The organism is Prosthecobacter sp., from assembly GCF_044232965.1.
Lineage (GTDB): Bacteria > Verrucomicrobiota > Verrucomicrobiia > Verrucomicrobiales > Verrucomicrobiaceae > Prosthecobacter.
Genome location: NZ_JBIIKX010000041.1, coordinates 18444 through 44024, shown reverse-complemented (window position 1 = coordinate 44024; position 25581 = coordinate 18444). Strand labels below are relative to the sequence as shown.

At 60.4% G+C, this 25581-nt stretch carries 17 protein-coding genes and 1 pseudogene; 5 read left to right on the top strand and 13 right to left on the bottom strand.

Annotation, left to right across the window (positions count from 1 at the left end; all coding sequences use genetic code 11):
• Window positions 1-30: 30 nt before the first annotated feature.
• Window positions 31-825, top strand: coding sequence for an SDR family oxidoreductase (locus tag ACILSI_RS16665; protein ID WP_395723029.1), 795 nt, complete (start codon window positions 31-33; stop codon window positions 823-825).
• 20 nt (window positions 826-845) lie between these two features.
• On the opposite strand, the gene ACILSI_RS16660 is transcribed toward ACILSI_RS16665, so the two are convergent.
• The 4 genes and pseudogenes from ACILSI_RS16660 to ACILSI_RS16645 form a co-directional block, all read right to left on the bottom strand.
• Window positions 846-2204, bottom strand: a complete 1359-nt coding sequence (locus ACILSI_RS16660) for a metallophosphoesterase family protein (RefSeq protein ID WP_395723028.1) — start codon at window positions 2202-2204, stop codon at window positions 846-848.
• Window positions 2201-3580, bottom strand: coding sequence for a sulfatase (locus tag ACILSI_RS16655; RefSeq protein ID WP_395723027.1), 1380 nt, complete (start codon window positions 3578-3580; stop codon window positions 2201-2203). Before ACILSI_RS16655 ends, ACILSI_RS16660 begins: the two co-directional genes overlap by 4 nt.
• Before the next feature lie 118 nt (window positions 3581-3698).
• A complete protein-coding gene (locus ACILSI_RS16650) occupies window positions 3699-4433 on the bottom strand; it encodes a hypothetical protein (RefSeq protein WP_395723037.1) in 735 nt (244 codons plus the stop codon).
• A 231-nt stretch (window positions 4434-4664) separates the two neighbouring features.
• Window positions 4665-6362, bottom strand: a pseudogene (locus ACILSI_RS16645) (YHYH protein); the annotation flags it as partial.
• A 442-nt stretch (window positions 6363-6804) separates the two neighbouring features.
• Here ACILSI_RS16645 and ACILSI_RS16640 point away from each other — a divergent pair.
• Window positions 6805-8010, top strand: coding sequence for a sialidase family protein (locus tag ACILSI_RS16640; RefSeq protein WP_395723026.1), 1206 nt, complete (start codon window positions 6805-6807; stop codon window positions 8008-8010).
• 28 nt (window positions 8011-8038) lie between these two features.
• On the opposite strand, the gene ACILSI_RS16635 is transcribed toward ACILSI_RS16640, so the two are convergent.
• The 3 genes from ACILSI_RS16635 to lexA are packed head-to-tail and all read right to left on the bottom strand — an operon-like array spanning window position 8039 to window position 12869.
• Entirely contained in the window at window positions 8039-8827 is a 789-nt protein-coding gene (locus ACILSI_RS16635; RefSeq protein ID WP_395723025.1) for a hypothetical protein, read from the bottom strand.
• On the bottom strand, window positions 8824-12228 hold the full coding sequence (locus tag ACILSI_RS16630) for an N-6 DNA methylase (protein ID WP_395723024.1): 3405 nt from the start codon (window positions 12226-12228) through the stop codon (window positions 8824-8826). The genes ACILSI_RS16635 and ACILSI_RS16630 overlap by 4 nt, the downstream gene beginning before the upstream one ends.
• Entirely contained in the window at window positions 12228-12869 is a 642-nt protein-coding gene (gene lexA, locus ACILSI_RS16625; protein WP_395723023.1) for a transcriptional repressor LexA, read from the bottom strand. Before lexA ends, ACILSI_RS16630 begins: the two co-directional genes overlap by 1 nt.
• Window positions 12870-13001: 132 nt before the next feature.
• Between lexA and ACILSI_RS16620 the strand changes: the two genes are divergently transcribed.
• Window positions 13002-13163 (top strand): hypothetical protein, encoded by a 162-nt coding sequence (locus ACILSI_RS16620; RefSeq protein ID WP_395723022.1) that lies wholly within the window; start codon window positions 13002-13004, stop codon window positions 13161-13163.
• Window positions 13164-13206: 43 nt separating this feature from the next.
• Here the strand turns inward: ACILSI_RS16620 and ACILSI_RS16615 are convergent, their stop codons facing one another.
• Window positions 13207-15666 carry a DUF4838 domain-containing protein gene (locus ACILSI_RS16615; protein ID WP_395723021.1) on the bottom strand — a complete coding sequence of 820 codons (2460 nt, stop codon included), beginning with the start codon at window positions 15664-15666 and terminating at the stop codon, window positions 13207-13209.
• A gap of 106 nt (window positions 15667-15772) precedes the next feature.
• On the opposite strand from ACILSI_RS16615, the gene ACILSI_RS16610 reads away from it, so the two are divergent.
• On the top strand, window positions 15773-16471 hold the full coding sequence (locus ACILSI_RS16610; RefSeq protein WP_395723020.1) for a response regulator transcription factor: 699 nt from the start codon (window positions 15773-15775) through the stop codon (window positions 16469-16471).
• Complete coding sequence (locus ACILSI_RS16605; RefSeq protein WP_395723019.1) at window positions 16468-17895, top strand: sensor histidine kinase; 1428 nt, start codon at window positions 16468-16470, stop codon at window positions 17893-17895. Before ACILSI_RS16610 ends, ACILSI_RS16605 begins: the two co-directional genes overlap by 4 nt.
• Here the strand turns inward: ACILSI_RS16605 and ACILSI_RS16600 are convergent.
• The 5 genes from ACILSI_RS16600 to ACILSI_RS16580 all read right to left on the bottom strand — a co-directional run bounded on the left by ACILSI_RS16600 (window position 17892) and on the right by ACILSI_RS16580 (window position 25549).
• The gene (locus tag ACILSI_RS16600; RefSeq protein WP_395723018.1) at window positions 17892-20069 is read right to left on the bottom strand and encodes a prolyl oligopeptidase family serine peptidase; all 2178 of its coding nucleotides are present in this window, start codon (window positions 20067-20069) and stop codon (window positions 17892-17894) included. The two genes, ACILSI_RS16605 and ACILSI_RS16600, sit on opposite strands and share 4 nt — an antisense overlap.
• Window positions 20066-20929 (bottom strand): proline racemase family protein, encoded by an 864-nt coding sequence (locus tag ACILSI_RS16595; RefSeq protein WP_395723017.1) that lies wholly within the window; start codon window positions 20927-20929, stop codon window positions 20066-20068. Before ACILSI_RS16595 ends, ACILSI_RS16600 begins: the two co-directional genes overlap by 4 nt.
• 86 nt (window positions 20930-21015) lie before the next feature.
• Window positions 21016-21822: a 3-methyl-2-oxobutanoate hydroxymethyltransferase gene (locus ACILSI_RS16590; protein ID WP_395723016.1), complete on the bottom strand. Its 807-nt coding sequence runs from the start codon at window positions 21820-21822 to the stop codon at window positions 21016-21018.
• 80 nt (window positions 21823-21902) lie between these two features.
• Window positions 21903-25166 carry a carboxypeptidase regulatory-like domain-containing protein gene (locus tag ACILSI_RS16585; RefSeq protein ID WP_395723015.1) on the bottom strand — a complete coding sequence of 1088 codons (3264 nt, stop codon included), beginning with the start codon at window positions 25164-25166 and terminating at the stop codon, window positions 21903-21905.
• Window positions 25163-25549 carry a BlaI/MecI/CopY family transcriptional regulator gene (locus tag ACILSI_RS16580; protein WP_395723014.1) on the bottom strand — a complete coding sequence of 129 codons (387 nt, stop codon included), beginning with the start codon at window positions 25547-25549 and terminating at the stop codon, window positions 25163-25165. Before ACILSI_RS16580 ends, ACILSI_RS16585 begins: the two co-directional genes overlap by 4 nt.
• Window positions 25550-25581: the final 32 nt, after the last annotated feature.

The window sequence follows — 25581 nt, the reverse complement described above, 5'->3', positions numbered from 1 at the left end:
CGCCTCGCGTGGGCTCGTTAGCATCAGCGCATGGACCAAAATTGGACTGACAAGATCGTGATCGTCACCGGTGGTGGCGGTGGAATGGGGCAAGCGGCAGCGAAGCGTTTCGCGGAGGCCGGCGCGAAGACGTTTGTGTTTGGACGCACACTGGAGTCGCTCCAGGAAAGCGCCGCGCTGTCGAAGAACATCGTCCCTGTCGTCTGCGACGTGGCAGACGGCTCCAGCGTGGCTGCCGCGATGGCTGAAGTCCTAAAAACAGGCACGCCGCACGCGCTGATCCACACCGCAGGCATCAACACGCCGGATCGCTTCATGGCGCATGCTGATCCGTCGCGAATCGCCAGCGAAGAGAGCTGGCGGCGGGTCATGGAGATCAATGTCATCGGTGTGGCGAACATGATCCAGGCCGTCGCCAAGCCGATGGCGGCCAATGGCGGCGGCAAGATCGTCGTGGTTTCATCCACGGCCGGACATGGCTACGATTCTTTCGCTGGCGTGCCTTACACGGCCAGCAAGTGGGCCGTTCACGGCATGCTTTTCACCGCCCGCATGCAGCTCAATGCGCACGGCATTATCGTCTCCGAATACGCTCCCGGCGAAGCCGACACGCCGCTCGTCAAAAAGCGCCCCGTGCAACCCTCCGCGAAGCACAAAGAAGCCATGATCACCTGCGCCGACTGCGCCGATGCGATGTTCTTTATCGCCAGCCAGCCGCACAGCATGAGCATCGTCCAGCTTCCCGCTTATCAACCCTTCGGCGGCATGCCGCCCCAGATCACGCTGCCGTGGATGGATGCCTTTGAGATCAAGGCGAAGTCATAGCCTGCCAATTCCGTTTAGCATCACTGCCTCGGCTTCACCGTGTAGCTGTGCTCCACCGCTGCGTTTTCGAGTTCGGCGCTTGCAACGCCGGGCACGATGCTGCGCACGTAATCTACCTTGGCCTGGTTTTCTTCGACGGTGACACGCACATGGCCACTGCTGCCGAGGATAACGCCGCCATAACCGTATTCCTCGGCGCTGCGGGTGCCACCGCTTTGATGACCAGGCTGCGGCACTTCTTGGTAGATGATGCCGCCCAACTCTTCTTTGACGAAAAGATGGTCGTGGCCGTGGAAGACGATGTTCACGCGATTTTTGACGAAGAGCTCATGAATCGGCATTTCCCAGCCGGTGCGGTTCTGTTTGAATCCTTCGCTGCCGTCGGCGTTTTTGCCGCCCCATTCCATGTAGGCGGCTGGTTTGGCTCCGCCGCGCACATCGCGGCCCAAGCCGCCGACGAGATGATGGATGAAGACAAAGCGCATCGCGGCTTTGCTGCTCGTGAGTGTCTTCGTGAGCCAGCGATACTGCGTTTCACCGAGCGTCATGTCCCAGCCGGAGGCTCCGCGCTGCATGGTGGACCAAAATGGATCGAGGCCGATGAAAAGCGCGTTTCCCCACTCAAAGGCGAAGTAGCTGTGCTTGTCGTTTCCGTCGGTGGGGTTCGGAAAGTAGGTGTGGCGCTGTTTGAGCGACCACTCCGACATCTCCGGATCGCTGCCGCGTTCGCCATCGTGATTGCCCAAGACCATGAAAATGGGCACGCTGTGCGCGATGCGGCCCATGTAATAGCGTTGCGCTTTGTATTGTGACTCGGAGCGCGTGTAGAAGCGGCCAAACTTGTCCACCATCGTCGTATCGCCGAGGTCGATCATGAAATCCGGCTTGTCGGTCAGCATGTTGGTCAGGGATTGCTGGTAAACGCGCACGTCGGTGTTGTTGTCGAGGTGCGAGTCCGCCTGCATGACGAAGGAAAACTTCGATCCGGCCTTCCGCTGGGTGTGAAAGCTCCGCATCGCATCCTGCACCGCCTCGCCACCGGCGCGGCGATAGATGAGGCGGTAGTTGTAGCTCGTGTCGGGCTTCAAGCCGCCCAGCACGATGTTTTGAGGCTCGCCGACCTTCAATTTCACTGCGGCTGTCTTCAACCCTTCTCCATATTCGATGAAGGCCTCCATTTCGTCCCACGCGAGCACGCTGACGGTCACCGACTCCGCTCCCGGTCGGCAAAGCCACACGTTGAACAGATACGGCGGCACCACGGCAGGCTCGACTTGACCTCCCTGGCCTGCGCCGCCTTTCGGCTTCTCCTCCGGCACGGAGGCGATCAGCAGAAGGCCGAGCGCAGCAAAACCAAGTGACATGAAGAGTGGTTTCATGGCTTTTTGCCTCCTTTCTTCCCACCTTTGCCGCCGCCCTTCTTCATAGGCTCCTTGTTAGGATCGTAGTCTGGATTGGGCTTCGGCATTTCGGCTCCGACTTCCTTTAAATAGTCCGCGAGCTGTTTGGCGAGCGTTGCGGCGAGTTCGAGCTTGGCTGCGGCGAGGTTCTTGGTCTCGCCGATGTCGGCTTTGAGATCAAAGAGATGGTTTTCACCCGTTTCGTAGAAGTGAATGAGCTTCATGTTTCCGCTGAGGATCGCCGAGTGCGGTGAGTCGCCCTGATAATGCGGGAAATGAAACACGAGCTGCTCGCGTGGGCGTTTCATAGGTTCGGAGGAGCCGCTGAGCAGGTGCGTGATGTCGCCGCCTTCGAGTTGTTTTGGCAGTGGTGACTTCACGCCAGCCCAACGGCAGAAGGTCGGGAAGAAGTCGTAGCCGACGACTCGCTGGTGGCACCACGAGTTCGGCGCGATGCCGGGTCCGCGAATGATCAAGGGCACGCGGATGCCGCCCTCCCACACATCGCCCTTGCCGCCATTCAGCGTGCGGCGGTTGGAGCCGCCGTTGTCAGACATGTAGATGACGATGGTGTTCTTCGAGAGGCCCATGGCATCCAGTTTCGCCAGTAGCTCGCCGACCCCGCGATCGAGGTCTTCCGCGATGGCCGCGCGGCCGACTTCTTTGTCGTCTCTGCCGGAGGCGAGCTTCCGATATTTCTCCAGCAGCGCGGGTGTGGCGTTCTCGGGATAATGAAGCGCGTTGTAGCTCATCTGGATGAAGAAGGGCTTCCGAGCGGCCTGACTCCGCTTCATGAACTCTACCGCACGCGAGCCCATGCCAAAGATGTCCACGGGGTTCGGCGGCAGATGCGGTGCGGCATCTTGATTGCCGGTATCGCCATCGCTTTCGTCATAGCCATGAGCGGCGGGCCCACCGCCGGAAAGATGCCATTTGCCGTAGTGGGCGGTCGCGTAACCTGCGGACTTCAGCATCTGCCCGATGGTGATCTCGTCGTCGCGGATGCTTTTGCGATTCTCGCCTTCGATCAAGCGATGGCCCTGCTCAGCCGGAGCGGCCTTGGTCCAACCGAGCGCCGCCGGATTCTGCCCCGTTTGCAAGCTGATGCGCGTCGGCGAGCACACCGGCGCGGGCGCATAAGCGGCGCTGAATCTCATGCCCTGCTCCGCGAGCCGCGCGATGTTAGGCGTCTGCACGATGCTGCTTTTCGAGTCCGGCATGTCCGGGTGCATCTGGCACGACAGACCGCTCCAGGCCTGATCGTCGGAGAGCATGAAAAGGATGTTGGGTCGATCAGCCGCAGCGAGCGATGCTTTGATCAACAGGAGGCAGCAGAGGAAGTGGAGAGGTTTCATGGTCAAAGGATGAGCGCGGAGTGATTGAGGATGACGTGGGCAGTTGTAGCATAGGCTTTCTAGCCTGTGGTTTTAACGGAACGGGTTCAGAGCACAGGCTAGAAAGCCTATGCTACGGCTACCTCGTAGGCACACCGCTCACATCGAGGTCCGGCTTGGTGTTCCAGCGTGGCGTCCAGCCGGGCTTTTCGACTTTGGTGCGGAAGATGACGGTGTTGTCGAGGGCGATGTCGTCGGTCCAGATGAACTTGGCACCTTCGAAGTCGTTCTCGAAGTAGGGTTGCTTGGGATCGACTTCTTCGATGGTGTATTCTTTGGCGTTCTTCCAGGTGCTGTCGTCGAAGTCGGAGGCCCACCAGTTGGCGGGAAGTGGCTCTTGAATGACTTTGGGATTGGCGGTGTCGCTGTTCACGGGGCCGTGGAAGAAGTTTTTGGCCTTCCAGGTCGCGTTGGTGACGGTGCCGTCGGCGAATTTGATGCAGAGGCCGGCGTCGCCGATGCTGGTGCCGTATTCCATGCCGGTTTTGGGATCAGCGTTGTCTTTGGCGAGCACGGCGATGGTCATCGGATACTCGGGGAGGATATCGACGCTGACGACGTTGTGCGGCGTGAACTGGATGCTGTCCACGGCGACGAGCCGGCCGTTGACGTAGAGCATGAACCAGTTGTCGGCATAAACGTTGAGTTTGATCGTGTCGGCGATGCTGGGCTTCACGAGGCCGGGCGGGCCTCCTTTGCCTTTTCCTTTGCCGCCGCCTTTTTTGGGTTCTCCACCGCCGCCGGGGCCTTTCGGGCGCTCACCGGCGGGACCTTGCGGAGGAGGCTCGGGCGGACGCACGGTGTTTTGGGCCACTTCGGTGCGTGCAAGCGGCTGCGTGGCAGGTGGATTGAAAATGTTGTCGAGCGGGCGAAGGCCACCGGGGCCGGGAGCGGGCGCGGGTTCGACCTCGGGACGCACGAAGGACTTGTCGTTGTCATTCATGGCCACGGGACGCGGAGGCTCGCCGCCTCGGCCGCCACCTTGACCACCACGACCAGCTTCACCGACCTGGCCCTGACTCACATGCACGACACGCAAAGACGAACTCGCCATCACCTTACCCTGCATCGCAGCAAGGAGTTCTTCGCGGCCGGGCGTGCCGGCGACTTTCAGCGGCTCTTTGAGGGCATACATCGTGATGACGTAGGTGCGTGAGCCGGCACCTTTCGACATCGGCGGCTCGTAGCCGACCTCGCCTTTGAAGCCGGTGCCCATCTTGCCGATGCCTTGCGCATTCTTTGGCAACGCGGCGACATTCGCGGGGATGTCATACATCGTCCAATACCACTTCATGTTCCCCTCCTTGTCGGCGTGGTCCATGATCAACGCGTAGCTCTGCGTGCCGGCGGGCGCGCCTTTCCACGCGAGCGGCAGCGTGGCGGCCTCGCCATCGCCAGTGTAGTCGCGTGGCATCTCGGTGAGGTCTTCCATGACCGGACTCGTGAGCAAAAACTTGCCATCGCTGCTGCGCGGCTGGTCGGGACGCTCGACAAAAGTTTCCTTGCCCCCTTTGCCACCACCACCGCCGCCCATGCCTTTGCCGCCGGGGCCGCCGCCGCCTTTGGGACCACCTTGACGTTCTTGACCGCCCATCGGACGATCTTGACCTTCTGGAGCTGGCTGACGCGGTTCATTCGACGCGATGGGCTGTCTCTGCCACTCGCTAGCTTCGAGCTGGCCGTTGCGATCTTTGTCCATGTCGGTGAAGGCCGCTTTCGCCTTTGCCATCGCATCGGGGATGGCGACGCCTTTCTTCGCGGCATTCGACTTCGCGTTGTCGGCAAACTCCTGCGCGGTGACGACGCCGTCGCCATTCACATCGAGGATGCCTTCGATGGCGGCCTGCGGACGTGGAGGACGTCCGCCTTCCTCGCCAGGACGCGGCGGAGGCGGATCATCGCGGCGCATCTCGCCCTCGCGCCCGCCTTTGCCCTGGCCCTTGCCTTTTCCTTTGCCCTTCAAGCCCTCGGGGCCACCACCTCCGGGCGGACGATCACCACCACCGCCGCCACCTTGACGACGTGTGGTGTAAACTTCATCGGCCGTGCCATCGCGACCATTGTCAAAGTGGAAGGGATAGGTGCCATCGGCCTTGATCGAGTAGCTGACGCTGCGTTTGTCGCCATTCACGTCGTAGCTGAGTTTGTAGCTGTCCTTCCCGGTGCTTTCGAAGGCGGTGATCTTTGCCCCACGCAGCGCGGTGAGGGCCTCGCGCACGCCTTGCGCACGCGGCTGCGGATCGACCTGCTCACCAGCCTCGACGACCTCGCCGTGGAAGCCGCCGAAGACATACGGATACTTGTTCGACGCATGATAATGGTAGCCGATCTTCGCGTCTTCGTGGCCGTGGCATTCGTCGAGATTCGCCACCGGCGAGCCGTCCGGCTCCGTGAGGCCGTAAACGGGATAACCATCCAGCGCATACGCCACCGGCATGCCTTTGCCGACCTGCGCCTGCAGATGCAGCGGCGCGATGTGGTAGTGATAATCGTCCGCACGTCCGCAATGGCCACCCCACTCGTCCAGCTCGCCGATTTCATAACTCACCTCGCCGCGATTGTTCTGCGGATTAAAGATAGGGATGCCATTCACGGCCAAAGCGATCGCGCCGCGCAAGAAGCGGCCTTTGATCATCGCCGGTTCCTTCGCCACGACCGGCTTCAGCGGGATGCGCCAGGCGTTGTCATCGAAATACGGCTGCGGCAGCGGCACCTGCTGCTGCCACGCCGTGATGCCCACCATCATGTTGTGATCCGGCATCCCGTTCGAGCCCACATAGAGAAACTCGCCATCCGCACGCAGATCGAGCTTCGTGAAGGGCAGGAAGGCCTTCGCCGTCTGCGGTGCGTTCGCGGCATTTGCGACGGCTGCGGCCGCGAGTTGGACGACCGAGGCCGTGGATGCGACTTCAGTCATGCCACGCTCACGTTTCCACTCTTCGAGAATGTGCGCTCGCAGCACCTCCCGGTCATTGGTGGCCAGATCATGCGCGGCGAGGCTCGTCGCGAACAGAAGGAGGGCAGAGAATCGTTTCATAGCACCACCTACTAACTCCCGGTCCGTCAAAACGGCTTCAGCGAATGTGGGGAGATTTGTCGGGATTGTGTAAAGGCGACGAAACGCCCTTTGGGGAACCGGAATGACCTTGGATAAGCCGCCGTGGTTCCTCGCGTCTTACTCAGTCATGAACCTCACCCGCCGCCATTTTCTCCAAACATCCAGTTTGGCCCTTCTGCCCGCCGTTTCGCCTGCCGCCGAGGCGCAGGAGTCGCTCATCGAGTCCATCGAGAAGGTCGTGGTGAAGACGCCCGCGCTGCCGAAGGGCACGTGGTTTCATCCGCGGGCCTGCATGATCGGCAAACGCGCCTTCATGACCACGCAGCCCATCATGGGCTCCGATCACTTCGGCCATGTGCACTGGACCACGTCCGACGATCTCGGCCAGACGTGGAGCGACTTCACGCCCGTGCCGCCGCTCGGCTGGGTGCCGATGGGCGACGGCAACAACGAGGCCGTGTGCGATGTCACGCCCGAGTTTCACGCGCAAACCGGCAGCGTGCTCGCGCTCGGGCACAACGTGTTTTACAAAAACAAAGGCTTCTACCGCGACCAGCCCTCGCGCTGGCCCATCTACGCCGTGTGGAAGGACGGCGCGTGGGGTCCGCGACGCAAACTCGTGTGGGATGACCCGCGCGGCAGCGAGATCTACTCGAACAACTGCGGCCAGCGCATCAACCTGCCGGATGGCGATGTGCTCATGAGCTTCACCTTCGGCGTCAAAGGCCAGACGCGCTCCGTGTGCGGCGTGCGCTGCTCCTTTGATGGCGACGAGTTGCGCATCAAGCAAACCGGCAACGCGCTCACGAACAACGTCGGCCGTGGCCTGCTGGAGCCCTCGCTCACGCAGTTCGGCGGTCGCTTCTACCTCACCATCCGCGCCGAGGATCGCAAAGGCTACGTCGCCGTGAGCGATGACGGCCTGAATTACGAACCGCAGCAGCCCTGGACCTGGGACGATGGCACGCCGCTCATGACGAACAGCACGCAGCAGCACTGGCTCACGCACTCCGACGCGCTCTTCCTCGTCTATACGCGACGCGACCCCACCAACGAAAAAGTCATCCGCTGGCGTGCACCACTGTGGGTCGCGCAGGTCGATCCAAAAACGCTCCGCCTCATCCGCGCCACTGAGCGCGTCGTGCTCCCGCTCATCGGCGACGGCGTCAACGCCGCCGACCTCGTCGCCTTCAACGGCAACTTCGGCATCTGCAATGCCAGCCCCACCGAATCCTGGGTCACCGACGGCTCCTGGTGCCCCAAAACCAACACCGGCGAACTCAACCTCGCCCGCGTGAAATGGCGGAAGGCGAATGCGCTGGTGAAGGGGTGAAGCGGCCTATCTGTTCGAAAGACTGTCTTTAAGAGCAGTCATGCCATGAGTGATAAACACGAATGGGGGTCGCGGGGCCTTTGTTCCAACGCCATACAATGCCGCGCTGATGTGTGGAGACATGTAGCGCTTCGGCGCGTGGCACCTTGGCGCCGGCGATTGGTCTCGGCAGGCTTTCGATTCCAAGCTTTGCTCTGCGTTTTGGCTGACGCAGTGCCGGAGAGAGATGCGCGTCAATGCTGCGGCGGCGGGCATAGCCGATCATGAGAGCATCTCGCATGGCCCAGCCATATTCGCCGTCCACAAAGCGGTTCAGTCCATCATCGCAGTAGCGTGAACCTGCTCCATGCTTGGCATCCACGGGTTTGCATTCGGTGAAGATGGCATACTCGGTCGCCAGCACGCGGAAATGATGAGCTGGCTTGAGCTTGAAATACAGATCGGGTTCTTCTTTGAGCTTTGTCCCGGTGTAGTCGGTGGCACCTGAGTGTCGGCTGACGGATTCGAAAATGCCTTCATCGAATCCAGGGATGGCATCCGCCCGACCACGGGCACGTCGCTGACGGAGATCGTTTTCAAGGAGGTTATGTATCTGGACGGTGAGCGGGTCCTCACCGAATGCCGCGAGGCTGCCATGCTTGACCCGCAGCATTTCGAGGGCCACACCGAGCACCTGGTGCAGCAACAGCATCACGCGTGGATGAACTTCGGGATGCGGCAGGTCAAACTCGTCCGGAGGCAAGCCAACCTCGAAGCCTTCATCGAAGCCCCTGGCAAACATCCCGGATCGGGAGCTTTCAATGGCGAGGTGTTTCACGAGCGACGAGTCGAAGCGGGTGGATCGAAGGAGGAGAGCTTTTCCTGAATGATGTGACGCGCGCACAGCAACGCACGCGAGCGAGTCCACCAGCGGCGTGCATCCAGAATGCCGAGCAACAATCCACGACCGTGGGTGCGGATGGTCACGAGAGAAGCTCCATTGTCGTTCGCATCCCGCATCGCAGCCGCGATGAGTCCGCCAGGCACCCGTGGTGCTTCTGGCCCGACCCATGCAGCGACAAAGCGCCAGGAATGATCCCAGCTATCCTGTCGCAAGCCTGGAGGCTCGGCCACTTGGATGGTTTCGCCGGTGACATCGAACATCGGCTGCAACCGCTTCTGCAATTCTTCGCAGAAGGTTTTGCGATGTGCTGGCTCAGTTTCGGCAAAGGCGTCTTCCCCGGCACGACGATAGGGAGCAGCGGCATACAAGGTGTCTTCGATCACCTGGATGTCCTCGGCTTTAAGGCCATAAAGGCGGAAGACAAAGTCGTTCAGCTCTGCCCAAAAAGCCTCGGCACGACGATGATCCAATTGCGGTGCTGGCTCTTGTTCGGGTAAACCAAGCGACATTTGTTGTGCGGGCTGTGCCTTTGATTTGGTCTTGGCCTTGGGATTTGGTTTGGGCATGACGCCTTCACCGGCGATGAGGCGGGCTGAGAGTGATAGGAGGGTCTTCTTTTCCCGCGCGGCCAGCTTCTTCATCTCAGGAAACGGGATGGCATCAAAGTCCGCTTTCAGGAACATCATGAAGTCGCTGCCCAGCGAGGCGCTGCGCATCAAAACGAAATACCGCGCCAGGGTCGAGTGTGCGAGCACATGAATCATGGCTGCGAGGGCATCCTGCTCAGGATGGCCTTTGCAGGAGTAGCCGTAGTAGCTCTGGCTGAAGGCTAGCTTTTTGTCAGCGACGAATGCCTTCGGCGAATGCGGGTTGTCACAGGGAGCTTTGGGAATCACCACGAGCGGCGCAGCATAAAGAGAAGCTGATCGAGGAAAATTGGGGCACGCATTGGGATGATTGGTTTCAAACTTTTTAAGTTTCTCCCACTCGATTTCGAAACGTGTCTTGTCGGAGCGCTTGAAGTCTAAAAGCTCGTTGAGAAAGGGCGCGGGCTTGTCGCTATGTCCCGCCGAAATGTCATACCCTTTGCCAGTTCGCTCACTGTCTTCTCCATCCCACTCCTCCCATCGTTGCTCTAACGACTTGCAGAAGGCCGATTGGATACGTTTCATCACCTCCACATCCAGCCAAGTGCCAAGCGTGAGAGTTTTCAGAAGCCAGGGACTCGATTCGAGGTCACTGCCACGAAGCGGATTCACGGATGCGTAGTCGATGCGGAAGCGGCCAACACCGTTCACAGGTCGCTCGTAAGTAGGTGTCGAGAAGAAGAAGCCGGAACCAGGGCTCGATGGACGATTGCTGGCGAAGATCAGGCACCAAGGCACATCCATTTCCTCCCAGACCGCCGTCTTTCGCAGATCGGCACCATTGATGATCCCCGTGAAGGTGAACGCCTTCTGCGCTGCGAGCCAGGTGACATCCTTCTTGCCCTGCGTGTGCAGGAACAGTCGTGCGTGCATCGCGAAGGCGATGGTGGCACCGGGTTTCGCCCACTCGGCGGCTCGCCAGAGGAAGGGAATGTCCGGGGCTTTGTCGGGGTTGGTGTAGTCTTTGGCGAGATCGTCCAGCCCGCGATCTTTCAGAACGCGCTTCGCGATGGCGGTGAAGGCTTTGTTGGCACGTTTGCTGGCGGAGTTTTTCGGGCGTCCTGCCACCGCACCATCAACTCGACGTTGAGCGGGAGCTTCGTCCCGGAGGCGGGTCCAGGGTGGATTGCCAATCACAAGATCGAAGGCGGAAGCGAATGACTCCAAGCCATCGCGATCAGGCAGGTCACCCAGACTGCCGAGCAGGGCCTGATCGTCGGCGGCCTGTCCTTTGTCATGCACCTGCGCGGCAGTCTCGGGACCGAAGTGATGAAGGACTGCGCCACGGAGATTGCGCGGCATTTTCAACTCGGAGGGCGGACGCTGCGTGGCATTCAGCTCGATGGCGGTGATGTAGAGCGCCAGCGCGGACAGCCGCAGCGCCGACTCGCTGACATCAAAGCCTCTGATCTGCTGGTAGAGAATTTCCTGGATGGTGTGTTTGTCAGGACGCTGTCCTTTCGCCTGCCATGCAGCCTCAAAGAGCTTCCGAAAGGCCAGCACCAAAAAGATGCCGGCTCCGCACGAAGGATCTAGCACCCGCGCCGTCGCCCGCTGCTGCTGCGGCATGGAATCGAAAGTCTCCCGCACCATAAGCTGGGCGATGAAGCGTGGCGTGTAATGGACGGATTTCTCGTCTGCTAGCTTGGGATCAACCTGATGAGAGAAGTGCTCGTAAACTTCGCTCAATACGCCCACCGGGATGTGGGCAAACTGAAGATCATTCCAATCAAGCTCGGGCTGGAAGTCTCTCGGGCCAGCCACGTCCCAGCCCTTCATGATCGCATCCAGGTGACGGAAGAATTTGGCCCCCGCCTTCTTCTCCACTTCGCGGTAGTAGGTGTGGTAAGCCTTCTGCCTGCGCTCGCGATCTTCCGATGGAATGTCGGCTGGCACGAGTGGCAGAGGCAGGAAATCCCCATTGAAGGTCTTGTCGAGCCAGGCGCTCGTCTCGGCTGCGCGACGTGCCGTGGAAAAGCAATCCGTCAAACCCGCTCCAGCTTCCGCAGCACTCGGGCAAATATCTGTCAGCTCGCCTTTCTCGATAATCTTCCGGTCGTGGAGAAACCGGAAGAAGAGCGCGCGACCCGTCATGGACAGGACTTCGAGGCCATCGAGAACACCGTCCGGCACGAACGCTTCTGTCGTATGCTGGAGCAGCTTGAGTATCTTTTGATACACATGGTCACCCGCTGGCAATTCGCTTGAATGACGAAAGGTGCCATGAACGAGGTTTTGGAAAAACAACGGCGCATCCGCCGCCTGCTCCCTGAGCTTCGCTGAAGGCATCAAGGGCGGTTCCTCCGAGAAACGCACCGGATAAAGATCCAACTCGCCAGGTTTCACAATTCCCAGCCAGGCAGAGTCAGACCGGTTTGCCAGCAGGCGCTGCAATTCATGAATGCTTTTGGGCCCCATGGCTCGGGTGCCGCCTCGCGCATCAACAAGATACAGCAGCGCAGACCCCTGATGCTCGGCGACGGCATGAATGCCCGCTCCCTTGTGAGCAGCCTGCTTTGGCAGCAAATCAAGGTAGGCAAGCTGGGACGCCTCATGCAGCGGAACATCCAACGGAACGAGCTTCGAAATGCCAAATCGCTGGGCGACCGGATGCAGTCTTTCGACACAACTGGCATGAGAGTCGTTCTTTGAGCGAGAAATCGTTCGTTGTCGCAGGCGAGTATGCATCAGACGACCTCCCTTCTGATGACACCCGTTAGAATGCCAAGCACCCGCAGCGAGGTGGCTTCATCTGCGCGAACGATGATGTCTTTGAAATGGCGATTGGCCGCACGAAGCACGATCTCAGCACCGCGCTTGATGACCCTCTTCAAAGTGGCCCCTCCCTCGACCATCACTGCGGCAATCTGATGGTCGTTCACTGCTTCCTGCCGACGGATAATGGCAATATCTCCGGACAACACACCAGCGTCCTTCATGCTGTCTCCCTGAACTCTCAATGCGAAGAGCTGGCTGCCTCCAAACAGGTCCGGAGCGACGTCCAAAGTCTCTTCTGCTGACTCAACAGCCTCTGTCAACGGTCCGGCAGCAATCGTGCCCATGAGTGGTATGCCTGCCCGGGCTGGTTTTCCGATCCGCGAGGCATGTCGGCCTCCCTTTGTCAGCCTTACTGCCCGTGCTTTGTGCGGCTCCCGCTGGATCAATCCTTTCTTTTCCAGCAAGCGAAGATGAGATCGGACGGCATTCGTGCTCCGATAGCCACATGCCTCGGCCAGTTCTGTCTGGGTAGGGACACAACCATGCAGCCGTTCCCACTCTCGAACCCGGTCGAGTAGTTTTTGCTGCTTGGAAGTGGGTGACTGACGCATGACTAAAATACTGCCAATTTTGGCACTATCCTGCAACCGTCGGCAAGCATTCTTTCAGGCTTCACGCCGTTCAATTGTCAGCGTCCCGTAGAAACGCAGGCCTCAAAGCCCCTTTCACTCCATTTTCCACAAGTGCGCCTCATTGTCATCGATGACGGAAACTTCGGCATCTGCAACGCCAGCCCCGGTGAATCCTGGGTCACCGACGGCTCCTGGTGCCCCAAAACCAACACCGGCGAACTCAACCTCGCCCGCGTAAAATGGCGGAAGGCGAATGAACTGGTGAAGGCATAACGCTATTTCGATTCACGCGTCCGTAGTCGCACTCAAGCAACGCTCACTTCCCCCACAGCTTCGCGAACTTCTCGGTGACGTGAAAGTCGTCTTTGCCGGTGGGTGAGAAGGCCGTGCGCTCGGTTTTGCCATCGCGGAGGCGGGTGCGGCCGAGGTTGAAGTGCCAGGGGAAGAGGTCTTTGGGCTGTGCGCCGTCGATGCCCTTGGTGGGATCGAGGGTGAAGGCCTCCGCGCCGACGATGGGGAGGCGCATTTCGATGCTCCAGTGGTCCGCGCCGTGATGCACAGCGACTTGCGCCCCGCTGGTCCAGTTCACGCCTTTGCCTCCAGCGGCATGATCGAGGTCATAGACGGCTCCGGCGGGATTAATGGAGATCTCGTAGTAGCTGCGCGAGGTCGTCTCGATGAGCAGCGTGACGTGATCGCCTTCCAGCAGCTTGGGATCGTCGTTCTTCGTCGTGCGGCTTTGCAGGCCCTTCATGTCCGGCTCCTGGCAAACGATGCCGATGTGCAAAGTGCTGCCCTCGCGCTGAATCTGGAAGCTGCTGCCAGCCTTCGGCTGCGGGTCCTGCGGACGCAGCTTGATGAGCGGCGCGATGCGCACGGTGCCCCAGTAAGCCTTGTCCACATTGCCATCGAGCGGCTTGCTGCTGAGCGGTTTGGCACCGGTGTTGACGGTTTCGAGCACGCGGTAGTCGAGATCGGTCTCACGCTTGCGGCTGAGTTGCACGCGCAGGGCTTCCAGCGGCTTCATGGTGTCGGCGATCTGCTGAATGCGACGACCTGGAAGGCTGGCGGGCTCGGCAGCGGCCTTCGCTTTGGCGAGAAGATCGAGCGACTCGCCGATTTTGACCGCGTCGGTGCTCATGTGCATCCAGTTGGCCTCTGCGTGGTTGATGAAGGCCTTCATCGCCTCCGCGGCGGGGCCGTAGTAGCTCGTGCAATAGTCGGCGAGCATCGCATTCACGTCCTGATTCGCATCCCAGTAGAGCCGCGCGGTGACGTAGAGATTGAAGTGCTCGATGGCGAGGTCGTGGTAGCCGAAGGACTGCTCCTGGCTTGCGGGATGCGCGTAGATTTCCACCTGCTCGCCGAGGCTCACGCCTTTGAGCTCGCGCAGATCACGGCTGATCTGCTTCGTGTAGTAAACCGGGCGTCCGGCCTGCTCCGGGCGTGCATTCGTGCTGAAGTCCCAAGTGATGTAGTTGCCCGGCGACAGCTTTTTGAGCCAATCGGCCCGCCATTGCCTGCGCTCGTTCCATTTGGCCTCATCCCAAAACTCTTGCCGATGATGCACGTCGATCAAAACCAGGTTGGGGCTCAGTTTCTCGATCTTCTCCGGCGCTTGCCTGTAGGAGCTGTAGGCGAGGGCGCTCACAAGCCGGTCTGGATGGCTGCGATGCACTTCCTGCGCCACGCGGTTCAAGTAGCCGAACACATGATCCGACATCGTGCCGCTCCATCCGCGCTGCGGCGTGAGCTGCGCCTTCCACGCAGGCTCGTCGCCTTCGAGACCGCCATAACCGTCCACGAGGTCGATGTTGTGCATCGGCTCGTGAAAGTGATCGAACATCGCGCGGACATGCTTCACCTGTTTCTCAAAGAGCATCGGCGAGAGCAGGTTCGGCACGCCGTCGCCTTTGTGCGTGGTGTCGCGCTTGCCGTCGATGGTGAGATACATCTCGGGATGCGCCTTCTTCATCTCCTCGCGCTTGATGACGAACTTCATCCCATGGCAAAGCTGCGGAAAGCCCGCGATCTCCGCGCCGAAGTTCACGCCGAGCCGTAGATTCCAAAGCGCACGATCTCCGATGCCCGTGTGCTGCGTGTAGTAAACGAAGCGCCGCAGCCCGAAGTCCGGCGTCACCGTGCGATCCACCTGCGGCAGCGCGATGGTCGCCAGTTTGGGCACGACCTCGCCGATCTCTCCCGGCGCGAACCACCGACAGCCAAGACCGCGCAGAAAATCGTTCACCGCATTGAAGGTGCCCGCGTCATCCGTCATCCACACATCGAGTTCCGGGTGGTAGAGCTGATACAGCTCGCTCGCCGTGTTCCAAAACGTGTCGCCGGTGATCTTGTCCCATTCGGCGTTCACGTGGGCGGCTTCGTTCTTGTCGCGCTTTCGTCCCCAAGGCTCGATCGGCACAAAGTCCTTGTCCGCGCCCAGCAGCGCCAGCCAGTCCTTGCCCGATGCCATGCGAAATGCCCCATGCTTGAGGTTTTGGGTGGAAAGCTTCAACTCCTCGGTGAATCGGCTGATACCGACAAAGATGGCTGTTTTGCCCGCTGTGCGCTCCGTGACGACGGGCAACGTCGCACCCGACATTTTCGCGACGGTGCTTTGCAGCTCCTTGGCGGCCAGTTTGGTCATCCGCGCCGGCTTTTCGCCAATGACGATCTCCGCGAGTGGCTGGCCGTTTTCGACGAGGAAGGTGTCAGCGGCGTGGAGAGGAGAAAGCAGAAACGCGAGCGCGAGGACGGAGAAAAAGGGCTTCGGCATGGTGGAAAGGAGTCGGGGGAATCTCAATACCTCTCAACTGAGGCATTATTGTCGGAATTGTGTAAATGGGAATGCAGGACAGGCTAACTGAACCACCTTTGGCCCCATGCGCCTCCTCATCATCGACGACGACACCGAGCTCTGCCAGCTCGTGGCGGATTACCTTAAGCCCATGGGCTTCGAGGTCGAAATGGAGCACGATGGCGAGCGCGGAGCCGACCGCGCCACGTCCGAGTCATGGGCCGCCGTCATCCTCGACGTGATGATGCCCGGCTGCGATGGTTTTGAGGTCCTCCGCCGCATTCGCGCGAAGTCCAAAGTGCCCGTCATGATGCTCACCGGCCGCGGCGAGGAGGTGGACCGCATCGTCGGCCTCGAACTCGGTGCCGACGACTACCTGCCGAAGACCTTTTCCTCCCGCGAACTCCTCGCCCGCCTCCGCGCCGTGTTGCGGCGCACCGGCTGGATCGCCGAAAGCGCCCCGCAGGCTCCGATCAAAGAACTCGTCATCGGCGAGCTGCGCATCAATCCCGAAACCCACGACGTCGTCCTCGGCGACCAGCCCGTGCAGCTCACACCCGCCGAGTTCGGCCTGCTTTTGTCACTCGCGAAGGCCCACGGCCGCGTCAAAACCCGCGAGCAGCTCATTGAAGAAGTCGCCGACCGCGAATGGGATGTCTTCGACCGCGCCATCGACATGCACATCTCCACCCTGCGCAAAAAACTCGGCGATGACCCGAAGGAACCGCGCTTCATTAAAACTGTGCGCGGCTACGGTTACCAACTCGTGACTCCCGGACGATGAGCCGCATTCGCCTCCCGCTCTACGGCAAGATCCTCTCGTGGTTCGCCCTGAACCTCGCCGTGCTGGCGCTGCTGTTCTTCTTTTTCCTCAAAGCGCAATTCCGCCTCGGTCTCGACTGGATGCTCTCCGGCGAGCCCGGTGACCGCATCGCCGCCATCGGCGAAACCATCACCTTCGAGTTCTCGCGTTTGCCGGAGTCCGAATGGCCCGCCCGATTGAGCGACTACGATCAAAAGCATGGCGTCACCTTCGGCCTCTTCAACAGTCGCGGTGAGCAGGTCTTTGGCAAAAGCATCACGCCTCCCAGCGAGGTTATGCCGCGCCTCATCGACCGCCGTCCGCCGGGCGAGCAACAGCCCCGCCGTCCGCAGCGCCCCGTTTCCAAACGTCCCGCCGATGCACCGCCAAAGCCGCGCTTCATGATGCGTGCCGGCGATCCCGCGCGTTACTGGGCCGGCGTGCATCTCGATCTGGTCACGCAGGATGGCAGCTCGCTTTCGCTCGTCATGGTTTCCGACACGATCAGCGGCGGCGGCCTCTTTTTCGACCTCTGGCCCTGGCTCGGACTCGCAGGAGCCGCGCTCGTTGTCTCCGCGTTACTTTGGATGCCCTTCGTGCGCGGCATCACCGGCTTCATCGGCACACTCAACACCGCCGCCGGCCGCATCGCGCACGGCAAATTCAACGAACGCATCGAAAAGGAACGTAGCGACGAACTCGGCGAACTCTCCACCTCCGTGAACGCCATGGCCGCGCAACTCGGCGACTACATGCGCGAGCAAAAACGCATCACCGCCGATGTCGCGCACGAACTGTGCAGCCCCATCGCGAGAATGCAGATGGCTCTCGGCGTTGTCGAGCAACGCAGCACGCCGGATCAGGCCACCTACCTGCAAAAACTCGACCGCGAGCTCCAGCACATGGCCAAGCTCGTCGAAGAAGTCCTCGCCTTCTCCAAGGCCGAAACCATCCCCGACCGCGAAACGCCCGAGGACATCAATTTGCGCGAATTGCTCCAAAACATCCTCGCCCGCGAAGCGCCCGAAAACGGCCTCAAACTCGAAATCGGCGACATCCAGCTCCACAGCCTCCGAAACGCCCTCGACCGCGGCATTGGCAACATCATCCGCAACGCCATCCGCTACGCCAAAGACATCGAAATCACCGCCAAAGCCGAAAACGGCCGCGTCCTCATCCAAATCGCCGACCGCGGTCCCGGCGTGCCTGAAGAAGCCCTCAACCGCCTGTTTGAGCCCTTCTACCGCCCCGAAGCCGCCCGCGGCCGCACCACCGGCGGCAGCGGCCTCGGCCTCGCCATCACCAAACGCTGCATCGAGGCTTGTGATGGAACGGTGAAAGCGGAAAGCCGCAAAGGCGACGGGCTGGCCGTGACGATCACGCTGCCACATGAGATGCCGAGCTAAGGCTTCAAATGCCGCGCCAGAAACTCCATCCGCAGCTTTGAGCCATACGGTGTCTCTGCCGCACCGTGGCCGGTGCCGACGATGGGCATGAAGTCGAAAGTCTTCCCGGCTTTTTGCAGCGCGGCGACGACTTGCGTCGTGCTGGCGGGATCGACATTCGTGTCGAGCTCGCCGACGATGAGGAGGAGATGTCCTTGGAGTTTGTGGGCGTCCTCCTTGTTGCTGCTTTGGATGTAACTGTCATCCACCGGCCAGCCCATCCACTGCTCGTTCCACCAGATTTTGTCCATGCGGTTGTCATGACAGCCACAGTCGGCGACGGCAACCTTGTAGAAGTCGTGATGATCGATCAGCGCACGCATGGCGCTCTGGCCACCTGCGCTGCCGCCGTAGATGCCAACGCGGCTCAAATCCATCCACGGGCGTGTTTCGGCCGCTTCCTTGATCCAGAGCTTCCGATCCGGGAAACCGGCGTCTTTGATGTTCTTCCAGCACAAGTCGTGGAAGGCCTTGCCACGGTGATTCGTGCCCATGCCGTCCATCTGCACGACGATGAAGCCGAGTTCCGCTATGGTGTGATGTCCGAGCAGCCTGCCGAACTCCTTTGGTGTAAAAGCGGAGTGTGGTCCTGCATAGATGTTTTCCACCACAGGGTATTTCTTCAAAGGATCAAAGTTCGACGGCTTGATGATGACACCGTGGATGTCCGTTCTTCCATCGCGTCCCTTCGCGACAAAGCGTTCGGGCATTGTCCACCCTGCGGCAAGCAGCGTGGAGGCATCGGCTTTCTCCAATTCGCACACGAGGCCGCCATCGCCGCTGCGACGAAGTTCGTGGACGGGCGGATGATCGACTCGTGACCAAGTGTCGATGAAGAAGTCGTGCTTCGGTGAGAATTCGATGTGGTGATTGCCATCGCCTGCGGTGAGCTGCTTGAAGCCGCTGCCGTCAAAGTTCACCCGACAGAGATGCAGGTGATACGGATCTTCTCCGGCCTTCAGGCCGCTTGCGAGGAGCCAGATCTCGCGTTTTGCGTCATCAACGCGCAACACCTCGCGCACCGGCCACCCGCCCTTCGTGATCTGATGCTTGGGTCTGCCGGTTTTCACGTCGTAAAGCCAGAGATGGCACCAGCCGTCGCGTTCGCTCATCCAGATGAGTTCGCCGCTGCTGTGCAGCCAGTGACGCCAGCTTTTGCCGGAGTAGTGGATGAAGGTTTTCGAGATTTCCTCGACGACGACACGCACCGAGCCGGTCTTCGCATTCACAGCTAAAATTCGGTAAAGCTGATGCCCGCGCTGGTTGTAGTCGAAGTAGAATTCGCGGCTGTCTGGCGACCAGGTGATGTCGATGCGCCCCTCCGGACAAAACGGATTTTCATAAAGGTCTCGCGGCACATGGATCTTCCGCCCAGCGGTCTGTGTGATCACCAACTGCGGCTTTGGCAGCGGATCGCCGGGCTTGATGTAGTCGAACACCTTCGTCTTCGGCTGGAGGTCGTCTTTCGGCAATGATTCAACGATGGTGACTTGCCGCTTCGGCACCGCATCTGCCTCACTGGTGACGCCGCATGATCCGTCCGGCGCTTTGCCTGCCTGCCCGGGCTTTTTCGGCTCATCTTTCGCTTTGGTGAGCCCTTTGCCGTCGATGATCAGCGTCTGCGCTTGAGCCGCGCCTTCCACGACCGCCAAGTGCTCGCCCGTGCGGGTGGTGATGAGCCAGACATGCCCCTCAAAGGTATGCTGCTCCCGCTCCGCCCCCGCCCGAATACCGCCATAGCGGACGTGCTCGCCTTCCTGATTGATCCAAAACAAATCCACATCCTCACCGAGTTGATTGATGAACGTAAGCCCCGATTCCTCACCGGTGCGTTTCGTGAACTTCAACTCGATTTTGGCCGCAGATGACTTCCACGCCTCCGCCTTCGGCAAGCCGAGCTTCTGGAGGCTTTCCGCCGTTCTTCGCGTTCCTGTGGTTGCATCGATCAGAACGAACTCGGACTTTCCCGGCCCTGTTTGAACGCGATACCAGAACGTTTTTCCATCCGGCAGCCAGTTTGCCTTCACGCGGTCGCGGAAGACTTTGTTCTCGGTCCGCTTCGGCAGGCTGAGCGCAGCATTAAAATCCACTGCGAAGACTGAGAGGCCCAAGGCGAGGAAAAGAAGCGTTTTCATGCAATGCCAAATTGGAACGGATCTGCCGGATCAAGCACAAGCGTCGATTCCGCCGTGATGAAGGCTTGTCCGGTGATCGTCGGGATGATGCCATCGTCGGCGACCTCGTAGCAACCTTCAAACACGCTGCCGAGAATGCTTTCCTGTCGCCACAGCTCGCCAGCGGCCAATTTTCCGTCAGCGGCGAGACACGCGAGTTTCGCGCTCGTGCCCGTGCCGCAGGGTGAGCGATCATATTCACCTCCAGGGCACAAAACGAAGTTCCTGCTGTGATTCGCGGCATCGTTAGGCGGACCAAAAAGCTCGACGTGATCGACTTCTGGATATCCAGCCGCTCGCACGGCCTCGCGCATGGCCAAACTGGACCGCGTGAGCTGCGGGACGTTTTTCAGCGTGAGATCAAGTCCGTGATCCGAGACGAGAAAAAACCAATTGCCACCCCAGGCGACATCTCCGGTGACTCCTCCCGCTTTCACGCCCTTCGCTTTTCGATAGGACGGCACATTGCGGATGCTCACGCGACCGTCGTCGTGCAGCGCGGCGGTGACGATGCCCACAGGCGTCTCCACGCGATGCTTGCCTGCGGTGATGCGTCCGAGATGCTTCAACGTGGCGATGAGGCCGATCATCCCATGTCCGCACATGCCCAGCAGACCGACGTTGTTGAAGAAGATGACGCCTGTGGCACACGAAGCGTCCTTCGGCTCCACGAGCAGGGCGCCAACGATGACCTCATGCCCGCGCGGCTCGCAGATGATGGCGCGTCGGTAGGTTTCGAGTTCATCGGCGGTCACACCACTGAGCACGACGCGAGTGGGCTCGCCGCCAGTGTGGGAGTCGATGATGGGGATGCGCTTCATGGACGCACGGTGGCCCGCTCAAGAGACGCTTCTTGGCTGATTCCGGCAGAGGAGTCGTGATTTCGCTCAAATCGCCACGAATCATCTCATGGAATGGAGCGAGCCACCTCGTCGAGCAGCGCGGCATCCATCTCGGTGAGATGGCAGCGCTCGGGGAAGCGGCCTTCGTTCACGTCGGCGATGTATTCGCTGAAGGCGGCGATGCGCTCGTTTTGCAGGCGGCGGTTTTCCTCGGCGAAGTTGCGGTAGGACTTCGCGTGGCGCGGAATGCGCTCGTCGTAGTCGCCGAGAATGTCGCAGGAGAAAAGGAACTGCGTGTCGCAGCCGGTACCGGAGCCGAGGGACATGAGCAGCATGCTCGTTTGCTTGGAAAGCCACGAGGCGAGGTTGTGCGGCACGATTTCGATCTCCGCGGCATAGGCACCGGCGTTTTCGAGATCCTTCATCTTTTGGTAGATGGCTTTTGCTTCATCGACCGTCTTGCCGAGGCTCCGGTAGCCGGTCCAGGTGACATGACGCGGCACCATGCCGATGTGACCGACGACCGGAATGCCCTCGCGCGCCATCGCCTCGATCAAAAACGGACTGCCGGAGCAATAGACGCTGCTGGCACCCATTTCGAGAGCGCGGAAGCCGGTGCGGATGGCCTCCTCCTGCGTCGCCATGCCATGCGGCGTGCTGCCGGAAAGGAAGGCCGTGGGCGCAGCGACGACGAGCAGCGGCAGGCGTGCCTGCGCCTCCGGCGAGTCAAAGCTGCAGCTCATGAGGTCAATCCCCGCCGCCTCGGCCGCCATGGCCTCCTGTGGTGACTTCACATGGATGTGCGTGAGGCAGCGTTTGCCTTTGAGCTTACGGAGATCGTGAACGGTGTATTTTTTGCGCGGGCGGACCATGCGCTTTGTTTATCGGAAACCTGCGTGGGATGCAATGGGCAAGGCAGAGGGCTTTTCTAACCCCAGAATTTACGGATGCCTCAGCGCTGGGGCTTGAGTCGAATAATCAGCGTCTCCGTCTGCTGCTTCGGCGTGAAAAGCGCGGTCTCAAACGGCTGGTAGCCCTCGGCGCTGATGCGCAGCTTGTGATCAAAGCGCATCCACTCGCTCTCGAAGGTGAATTCGCCGTAGCGGAAGGTCTGCTTGTCCTCCTCCTGCCAGAATATGTCCGCCGCAGAGCGGCGTGAGTCCCCCGGCGTCACTTGGAAGGTCTTCAGCGGCAATCCCGTCTGCGCATCCACCACCGTGCCGGTGAAGCGCAGCGCCGGGCGCAGCACCACCACCTGCTCTGTGCCGTCGGCCGAGATCGGCAGATCACGAACGATGCGATCTTTACCCAGCAGGGTCCACTTAACCGCATCGTTCGGCGCACCACGCCATTCGAGGCGGCCCTCGGCATCCGTCACGCCCTCAAACCACAGCGTCCGCTTCTCCTGCCAGCGGTCCGCGACCATCCGCACGCTGGCAAGCGGCTTGCCAGCCTCATCCATTACTTGGACTTTGAAAACCGCGCCGGGCCGCAGTTTCACCACGACGAGCCTTTTGGCCGAATCGTCATTCACATCGAGTTCCACCATTTGCGGAGCAAAACCGGCCGCCTCGAAGGTGAACCACTCTTTGCCTTTTTCATGCACCGGCACGGCAAAGCGGCCTTCAGCGTCCGATTTTGCGTTCGACTCATCAAACCGGCCCCAGTGGTCCTCCGTGAGCGTGACCGCGCAGTTCGGGACCGGTTTGCCATTCGTATCCGAGATCACACCACTCACTTCGAGGCCCGCTGACTTCAAAACTAAACGACTCGTGCCATCCCTTAGTGACTCCAGCCGCTGCCCAGAGGCTGTTTCATATTCTGTCGCGATCCGTTTATAGCGCGGGTGCTCGACCCAGATGATCAGTCCGCTCAAGTCTTCCGCAAAGCCGCGCATGGACCATTTGCCATTCGCATCCGTCCGGGTTTTCCAGCTCCCGCTGGTATGCACATCGCGGAAGACGCCATCATCGTAGTCAAATACTCGACCTGTGTGGAGTGCGCTGACTGGCGCTCCTTCCACGGGTTGGCCTGCTGCATCGACGATGGTGCCACCAATGGGCTTCCCGGCTGGAAACAACTTCGTTTCATACACCTCTGGCAGCTTCAGCGGATCACCCTGACGCCGCCACCTCACCTCCTGCATCACGAATCCAGCCTTCATGCCCCAGTAGCGCAGAAATTTGATCTCCTCTTTTGGCAGCGGGATGCGCAGCACGCCCTGCGCATCGCTGATGAGCTCCGTGCGATCCCCGCGATTGATCTCGAAGTGAACCTTCACCTCCGGCACGGGCATTCCGGTCTCTGAGTGAACGAATCGCGTCTCTAGCCATTGCCCCTGCTGAGCTATCCCGTCTGCCGCGACAAACGGAGACGCCTTCTTCTCCGGCGGAGCCAGCATCGCTGACGAAACGCCGTCAATCACCTCCAAAGACTGGACCTCAAAAGTATGGGAGCCCGGCCCGTCACTATGATGATACTTCCAGTCCATTCGCGCTGGATAACTCGCGCCGTCAGGAAACTGCGCCCACTTCTCCACTGACCATTGCACCGAAAATGGCTCCGGGCTCTTGGGATAGGCAGATCGATAGAGCGCCAAGCCACGATGTTTCAGATCGACCTCCCACCGATCCAACCTGCTAGCTCCAGCCCACTGCAGCTCGATCACGATGCGATCATTCTCCCGCCGCAGAACATGTTGCGCAGGGAAGCTGTAGGCTCCCTTTAGAACCGCTTTCAACCCTCCGATAAGCTCCCGCGCCAGTGGCCGGTAGAGACACACAGGGAACAGGCTATCCTTTGAGGCCGGGCTGATTCGCGCGTCATGATCTCCGCGTTCGTAGCTCCAGCTATGAGTTCCGTTCGTGACCTCGGTAGCATCACGGATGGCCCACGGTGCCGCCCCGTTGGTCCACCGCGTCACCCTTGGCCGGTATTCGATGCGGGCTTGTCGTGCAGGCTCATTTACCCACGCTTCGATTTGGCTCGGGCGCGGGCTGGTCACGTCGTCCATGCTCCAAGTCTCTGTCATCTTCAGATGCACGCGCTGAAGCTTTTCAACCTGCGGTTCTAGCACTGCCAAAGCATCCTTGACGAGCGCCTTTTCGGCCTCGGAGAGTGGTTCAGACAGTTTTTGTAACTGGGCAGCGTGCCTCACCTCCACCCCCGCAGCCATCACGGCGGCAAAGGCCGTCAAAACGAGCGATAGCTTGGCTTTACGACCAAAAATGCCGTTCTGGCCTGCGCCGCTCAAAAGTGCCCTCACTCGCGTTTCGATGCCGCTGCGGCCCAGCATCGCCACACCGGCTGCCGGTGTGGCCAAATCTCCTCCGGCGGCGATCTCCACGAGCACCTGCGCATAGTCGGTGGCCGCGATGTCCTGCGAAAGCGCGCTCTCATCCGCGCTCTGCTCCGCCTCGGCCATCAAACGACGCAGCGACAGCCAGGCGAACGGATTCCACCACCACACCGATGCCGTCAGCCAGCCCAGCCACTGCCACGCGCCATCGTGCCGCGCATGATGCGCCATCTCGTGCAGGCATACGGCACGCAGCTTTGCCTCCGGCCACTGCGCGGCCTCCTCCGGGAGCCAGATGCACGCCTTGCGCCATCCCGTGACCACTGGCGAGGAAAGGCCACGCACCAGTCGATGCCCCGTGCCGCTCAACACTCCCGCGCTTTGCTTGCGAAGCCAAAAATGCCCGCACACCGCACGAATCATCCGCCACACCACCAACAGCAACGCAATGCTCCACCACCCATGAAAAAGAAGCCTCTCGATATGCTCCATCCACGGCACACGCATCGTCTCCAACGGCACCATTGCCTCCGTGCTGTCCGCATAGGCGATCAAGGGAGCCACCGTGGCGACAACGGGCGGTCCTGTGGGCTGATCCTTCGTGATGAGATCAAGCTGCTGCGCCTGCTGAACCGTCTGCATCATCCGCAGCGAGGGATCCAGCACCCAGCTCACCCGCCAATTCTCCAAAAAACGAGGTGCCACAGCCCACAGCAACACACTGAGCAACGTCACGGTGCAGGCCCGCCACAGCGAAAGCCGCATTAGCGCAGGCTTCCGCCTCAAAAAGGACGTGATGGACCAGGCGAAGAGCACGATGGCCGTGCTCTTCATCGCGGCCGTGATCACAAAAGTCAGCGCGGGATAGGTCATGCCACCGAGCAGCCAGGATTCGAAAAAAACCGGGATCGAGTTCATTTTTCGCGAGCCTCCTGGATGAGTTTCATGAGCTGGTCGGCATCTTCTTTGGAGAGCATTGATTTGCGATCTCCGAGCAGCGCCATGGCCGCTGCGCCGACGGAGTTGGAGAAGAAATCCCGCACCATCTGATGCAGCGCCTTCACACGGGCCTTCTCCGCTGGCATCGGCAGCGAATACTCGTCCGTGCGGCCATTGAGCGACTTCACGAGCAACTCTTTCTCGATGAGGAGCCGCAGGATCGACCGCACGGCCGAATACGTCGGCGCGTCCGGCATATCTTCTTCGATTTCCCGCGCCGTGGCTTTGCCGCGCCGCATGACGATTTCCAGCACCTGGCGCTCGCGCCGACTGACATTTTTGGAGGCTTCGTTGTCCCACATAGATGTGTTGAAATATCAGCACATCTGAGGGA